General features: G+C 46.0%; 1 protein-coding gene. It reads left to right on the top strand.

Features of this window, described 5'->3' with window-relative positions; translation table 11 throughout:
* Positions 1 to 928 precede the first annotated feature (928 nt).
* Positions 929 to 1,210 (top strand): helix-turn-helix domain-containing protein, encoded by a 282-nt coding sequence (locus tag A8707_RS26140; RefSeq protein WP_068820371.1) that lies wholly within the window; start codon positions 929 to 931, stop codon positions 1,208 to 1,210.
* The last annotated feature ends 203 nt before the right edge of the window (positions 1,211 to 1,413 follow it).

Below are 1,413 nucleotides of genomic sequence, written 5' to 3' on the forward strand. Positions count from 1 at the left end.
GAGAAATTGGAGCGTGAGATAGCTAAGTAACCAACACCAAACCGCTCCTTCAGTGATATCACTTTGATGTTATTTAAGTCTCTAAATGAGATTAACTTAATTAGTCAATCTAGAATCTGACCACGATCGTTATCAACCGTGATCAACCTGAACTGGCAAACTTCAGTGCTTATCTCAGATTGAGACAGGTTGTCTCAAAAACGGTCTGGACTAATCTTGACCTAAATTCTCTTTCTGTAGTCCGTTGTAACGCCCAAAACTCGTGAGACTGACGGACGATCGCACAGCGCCAGAAAACGAGTCCTTTGCCTGACTCCGCAACGCTTATGAGGCTGTCTCATTTCCGGGGACTTCTGCACAATCCGCAGTTAACCAATGATTTACCAACTAGAAGTGGCTTTGCCTAGAACCAACAATTAGCAGCGCTTTCGAGCTTCCATGGCATAACTTACGCGGATCTCGGCTCAATCCCAAAGCCGTATAACGACCCCGTTCACCCGCCGCAGGCAACATCTCGAACTTAACGAAAAAACTCTGTATGGTCGGTGTGCAACGGGATTTGTACAGTGACTTTTTATTTGTCGTGGAGACACATTAATGCCGCTGAAGCAGCAAAGCTAGAGCAGGCGGCTTTCCCACTTGAAAGCCACCTGCCAATTCTGATGACCTGGTGATTTTGTCACTCAGCAAACTGGTTCTGTCACCCTGTAGCAGAACCAGTTTGCTGCACGACACGAATTTGTCTCGACATCATTTAATTTGGCTCGGTACACCATCAAAAATTGATCACGCGTAGCGCGAAAGAGGAGTCTGACACCAACGACAAAACAAGATGATTTCCTCCTAAAGGTAGACGCTTAGTAGTTTCCTCTGTTCTCTGGTTGGTAAAACGTCTTCTGATCAACTATCAATCAGCGACTAGAGGCTTATGGCAACTACACCTGGCACCTCAACCGAACACCGGACTAACGTGAGCAAAGTTATTCGTCAGTTGCGTCATCTACTGGGACTGACACAGGCGCAATTTGCTTTGAAGTTAGGTGTTGCTTCTCCAACCATTGTCCGCTGGGAAAATAACAGGACGCAGCCTTCTCACTTGGCGCTCATGCAGCTAAAAGCAATGCTGCAAGAACTTACAAACTCATCTGACGAAGTTCAGCAAGCTTGCGCTCAAGCGCTGCTGACAAAGTATTTCAGCCAAAACTTTTAGCAGCCGTTAGGTCTGGTAGTGCCATGCAGGACAGAAAATCCTCCGCTCAAACTATAAAACGCTCAGACAGAGCTGGAGTTTCGTTTCCTAAGGAAGACGACGTATGAGGGGCAAACGGGGAATTCGGACAAAATCGTACGCTAAGCCTAAAAGTCTTTTCCTATATGACTTACAGGATTTTATAATTAACATGTCCGGTGTTC

Source organism: Phormidesmis priestleyi BC1401 (assembly GCF_001650195.1).
Lineage (GTDB): Bacteria > Cyanobacteriota > Cyanobacteriia > Leptolyngbyales > Leptolyngbyaceae > Phormidesmis_A > Phormidesmis_A priestleyi_B.